The organism is Mesorhizobium sp. M7A.F.Ca.US.006.04.2.1 (assembly GCF_004022915.1).
Classification (GTDB): domain Bacteria; phylum Pseudomonadota; class Alphaproteobacteria; order Rhizobiales; family Rhizobiaceae; genus Mesorhizobium; species Mesorhizobium ciceri.
On the sequence record NZ_RZQA01000479.1, the window covers coordinates 1 to 5,019 of the forward strand.

Sequence of the window (5,019 nt, forward strand, 5' to 3'; positions counted from 1 at the left end):
CGGCCCTGGTGCAGACCGGTTCGATCGCCGTCGGCAGCGTCCGTGTCGGCCTCGACCTGCCGATCCTGGCGGTCGCGGCAACGATCCTCGGCGGCGTCGTCTTCGGTCGCGGCGACGGTGGCGTCTGGGGACCTTTCTTCGGGGCGTTGTGCTTTGCTCTGCTGTTCGTGGTGATGACGGTGCTCGGCATCGACGAGCCCGGCAAGCTTATCGCGCAGGGCGTCATCATCCTGGGTGCCGCGATCTTCTACGGAGTGCGGGTGCGAAACCCCTGACCTGAGACGGCGAAAAGCAAGCCGACCGGCGTTCGCCGGGACTGACAAATCCACGCGTTCAGACAATTGCAAACAGATGGAGAACATGGATGTCACCGCCAAAAAACATCATGTGCTACGGCGACTCGCTGACCTGGGGCTGGGTTCCGGTCAAGGAGGGGTCGCCGACCTACCGCTACCCCTATGACCAGCGCTGGACCGGTGTGATGGCGGCGGCGCTGGGAGGGGGCTACCACATCATCGAGGAAGGCCTGAGCGCGCGCACGACCTGTCTCGACGACCCCAACGATCCGCGCCTGAACGGCGCCAATTACCTGCCCTCGGCCATCGCCAGCCATCTGCCGCTGGACCTGGTCATCGTCATGCTCGGAACCAACGACACCAAGTCCTATTTCCGCCGGACGCCTTATGAGATCGCCAATGGAATGGCGAAACTGGTCGGGCAAATCCTGACCAGTGCCGGCGGCATCGGCACCCCTTATCCGGCCCCCAAGGCGCTGGTCATTGCGCCGCCGCCGCTGACCCCGATGCCCGATCCATGGTTCGAGGGCATGTTCGGCGGCGGGCACGAAAAATCCAGGGACCTGGCCAGGCAGTATAAGGCGATGGCGGATTTCATGAAGATCGATTTCCTCAATGCCGGCGATTACCTCACCACGGACGGTGTCGACGGAATTCATTTCACCGCCGCAAACAACGCCGATCTGGGACGCGCCGTCGCCGACAAGGTCAAGTCGATCCTCGAGCCGGGCCAGGTCAGCACCGCCGCTTGAAGCCACCACGCCCGTCGGCTTGCGGCACACAGGCCCACGGCGCAGGTGTGTCGCAGGTTCCTCCGGCGATGCACATCGATGCGGGGCCGAACGATGCGTTTGGCCCCGCGTTGATATGGCGCCCGGCACCGGCAGATGTGCGTCGATCTAGGGGCTTGGCCTCGGAACATCATCGGCCGATGCTTTGGTTTGACGATCGAAGACGACCGCCAGGCCGTTCTTGACGGCAAGTGAGGCGACCATGTCGTCGAGCTCGCGATCGGGAATGGCGGGTTTGAGGACCTGCCGGATGGCCCGATAGGCCTGCTCGGTCGACACATAGTCATAGCGCTTTTTACGCGCTTCCACATATTGCTCGATGAGAATGCCCAATCGGCGGGCGGCTATGTCATCTGGCTGCTGCAAGGGAGCCTCCTCAAGCGTCGATCGTTTGCAGACCCCTCGGATGTAAAAACCCACGCTGCGAAAGTTAAGGCCTGCGGCTGGTCCGAAGCCAAATAAATACGCTGTGGTCATCGACGATCCGCACGGCAGCCAAGCCAAGCGTCGGTCAAGGCCTTGGGCGAAATAGGGCGGCAGCGATCGGCTCCCAAGCGCGGAGCGATCCGCCCAGACGTGCATTCACAACAGCGCCGACAGAGCGGCCATGAAGTGGTCGTTTTCCGAAGTCGAGCCGATGCTGACACGCACATAGGTGTCAAAGCCCTGCTGCTTCCACGGTTTGACGATGACCCCTTGCCGCAGCAGGCCTTCGACGAAGACGGAGGCATCCTGCCGGCAGTTGAAGAACAGGAAATTGCCTCTGGAGGCGGCGACGTCGAGGCCCTTGCTCGCCAGGAAAGTCTCGACGCGTTTTCTCTCCGCCCTGGCCAGAGCTACGACCCTGGCGAGGTGTTCGTCATCGGCCAGCGCCGCGAATGCTGCGGCCTGGGCCATGCCGTTGGCGTTGAAAGGCGTGCGGACGCGGTCCAGCAGCGCGCGCAGCTCCGGGTCGCCGACGATGCCGAAGCCGATCCGCAATCCGGCCAGGCCGAACGCCTTGGAAAAGGTCCGAAGCACGATCCAGGGCCGGTCGAGCTTTCCCAGGTAGGGCAGGGATGACGCATAGTCGTCGCCCTTGGCATATTCGGCATAGGCTTCGTCGATGACGATCAGCGTCTCGTCGCTCGTCGCATCCAGAACCCTCGACAGATCGCCGCCGGAGAGCCAGCTGCCGACCGGGTTCATCGGGTTCGAGAACAGCAGCATGCGCGGCCGTTCGCGCACCGCCTCGACCAGCGCATCGACATTGATGGTCAGATCGTCGTTGACGACAACGCGCTTGACGGTAGCGCCCACAACGTCGTGTAGTCCTCATGCAGCGGAAACGACGGATAGAGCGTGACGACGGCGTCGCCCGGCCGCAACACGGCGCGGCTGATGACGGAGAGAAGATCTTCGGAACCGTTGCCGAGGATAATCTGGTCCTCGGCGACGGCATATTTGTCGCCGATCGCCTGGCGCAGCTTGCGCCCGGCAGGGTCCGGATAGAGGCGGAACATCTCGGAGCCGGCATGCATCGTGGCGGCGAGGCTCGGGCTGGGCCCGAGCGGGTTTTCGTTCGAGCCCAGTTTGGCGATTCTGGCCGGTGCGTATCGTTTCCGCACCTCGTCAATGGTCAGTCCGGAATTGTAGGGCGACAGGCAGTTGACTTCGGTGCGGACCATATCCGAGGCTTTCGACACGGGCTGGCTCCTCTGCGGTGGATTTCGTCATCCGTACCGCAGCTGAAATGCTTTGTATATGCTTGTATATGTAAGCTGACCTGATAGTCTCTACGCCGAAGCGGAAACCGACACCGACCAGGAGGATCACATGCGCAACGCTTCTCTCTTCGATCTCTCCGGCAGGAAGGCGCTTGTCACCGGCGCCAGCCGTGGCATCGGGCGCAGCATCGCCGAAGCGCTGAGTGCTGCCGGCGCCGACGTCGCGGTCACGGCGCGCAGCCTGGCCGCGCTGGAGCACACGACGGTCGCCATCCGCGCGGCCGGTGGGGTGGCGCATGCCGTCGCTCTCGACGTCACCGATGTCGGCCGCTGCCGCGCAGCCACCAACGAGGCTGCCAGCCTGCTTGGTGGTCTCGACATTCTCGTCAACAATGTCGGGATGGAGGAGGTGCGGCCCTCGCTCGATGTCGACGAGGCGCTGTGGGACAGGATCGTCGACACGAATCTGAAGGGAGCGTTCTTCTGCGCCCAGGCCGCCGCGCGGCAGATGCGCGACGCCGGCCGTCCCGGCACCATCATCAACCTGTGCTCGCTGACGTCGGAAGTCGGAATCCCAACCGCGGTGCCGTATGGCTCGTCGAAGTCCGGCCTGCTCGGCATGACGCGGGCGCTTGCGGCCGAGTGGGCGGAGCTTGGCATAAGGGTCAACGCCATCGCGCCGGGCTATTTCAGGACGGCGATGACGGACGTTTTTTACAACAACGAGGCATGGCAGCACTCCATGCTGGCCAAGATCCCGCAGCGGCGTTTCGGTGATCTCTCCGACCTGCATGGCATCGCCGTGTTCCTCGCTTCGGATGCGGCGGCCTACATAACCGGCCAGTCCATTCCGGTCGATGGCGGCTTTCTCGCCTCGATCTGATGAGGCAGGTTTATCTCGGTAGTTTCGACGGGAAGGATGATGGAAAAATCGCTGGCGACCGTCACATAGACATGTATATACTTTTGCCCAAGTGAAGCCTCTCGACGGCTTTGATCCTTGTTCAGGGTCGACCTGTCGGCCCGCAGCATATGGCCGGCCTGCGCCAGCCGTCATTGCGTTCCAAGAGTTCCAGGAGAACGAGCAGCCATGTCCGACATCAGCTTCCACGATTTGTCATCCATCGATGCCGACCAGCGCGCCAGTCTGCTGAAGCGCGCCGAGGCCGATCTGACGGTCTTCGTCGAGAAGGTCCGGCCGATCATCCAGGCCGTCAAGGACGAAGGCGACGCCGCCTTGATCCGCTTCGCCAGGGAACTCGACAAGGCCAATGTCGCCGAGGGCGAGCTGCAGGTGTCGGAAGCCGAGTTCGACGCGGCGTTCGACAAGGTGGAAAAGGACGTCGTCGAGAGCATCCAGTTCGGCATCGACAACATCAGGCATTTCCATGAGGAGCAGAAGCCGGAAACGATGTGGCTCAAGGAAGTCCGGCCGGGCGCCTATGCCGGCGACCGGTACACGCCGATCGCTTCCGTTGCGCTCTACGTGCCGCGCGGCAAGGGTGCTTTCCCATCGGTGACGATGATGACGTCGGTGCCGGCGGTGATTGCCGGCGTGCCGCAAATCGCCATCGTGACGCCGCCGACATCGGATGGTTCGGTGGACGCGGCAACGTTGGTCGCCGCACGCCTCGCTGGCGTCGGAACCGTCTACAAATGCGGCGGCGCTCAGGCAGTTGCCGCCGTCGCCTACGGCACGGAGACGGTGAAGCCCGCGCTCAAGATCGTCGGCCCCGGCAGCCCCTGGGTGGTGGCGGCCAAGAGCGTGCTGTCGTCGGTCATCAACACAGGCCTTCCGGCCGGGCCGTCCGAAGCAATCATCTTTGCCGATGACAGCGTCGACGGCGGGCTTGCTGCGCTCGACCTGTTGATCGAAGCCGAACACGGGCCGGATTCTTCGGCCTATCTGGTGACGCACAGCCGCAAGATCGCCGAAGCCGCATTGGCTGCAATCCCGGAGCACTGGTCGCGGATGACCGAGCAGCGTGTCGAGTTTTCACGCGCGGTGCTGACCGGCAAGCGCGGTGGCATCGTGCTGACCGCGTCGCTGGAAGACAGCTACCGCTTCATCAACGACTATGCGCCCGAACATCTCGAGATCCTGTCGAAGGAGCCGTTCGCGCATCTCGGGCGCATCACGGAGGCGGCTGAAATCCTGATGGGGCCGCACACGCCGGTGACGCTGGCCAATTTCGTGCTTGGACCCAATGCGGTGCTGCCGACCAG

Annotated in this window: 4 protein-coding genes and 2 pseudogenes; 4 read left to right on the forward strand and 2 right to left on the reverse strand. The window is 63.4% G+C overall.

What is annotated here, in order from left to right; all coding sequences use genetic code 11:
- A pseudogene (locus EN925_RS23080) lies at positions 1-275 on the forward strand (ABC transporter permease); the annotation flags it as partial.
- A gap of 89 nt (positions 276-364) precedes the next feature.
- A complete protein-coding gene (locus tag EN925_RS23085; RefSeq protein ID WP_013530477.1) occupies positions 365-1,048 on the forward strand; it encodes an SGNH/GDSL hydrolase family protein in 684 nt (227 codons plus the stop codon).
- Between the two features lie 147 nt (positions 1,049-1,195).
- On the opposite strand, the gene EN925_RS23090 is transcribed toward EN925_RS23085, so the two are convergent.
- The gene (locus EN925_RS23090) at positions 1,196-1,564 is read right to left on the reverse strand and encodes a hypothetical protein (protein ID WP_224620654.1); all 369 of its coding nucleotides are present in this window, start codon (positions 1,562-1,564) and stop codon (positions 1,196-1,198) included.
- A 105-nt stretch (positions 1,565-1,669) separates the two neighbouring features.
- A pseudogene (locus EN925_RS23095) lies at positions 1,670-2,754 on the reverse strand (histidinol-phosphate transaminase).
- Positions 2,755-2,902: 148 nt separating this feature from the next.
- Here EN925_RS23095 and EN925_RS23100 point away from each other — a divergent pair.
- Entirely contained in the window at positions 2,903-3,676 is a 774-nt protein-coding gene (locus EN925_RS23100) for a glucose 1-dehydrogenase (RefSeq protein ID WP_127368123.1), read from the forward strand.
- 207 nt (positions 3,677-3,883) lie between these two features.
- A partial coding sequence (gene hisD, locus EN925_RS23110) for a histidinol dehydrogenase (protein WP_128336952.1) occupies positions 3,884-5,019 on the forward strand: 1,136 nt, incomplete at its 3' end.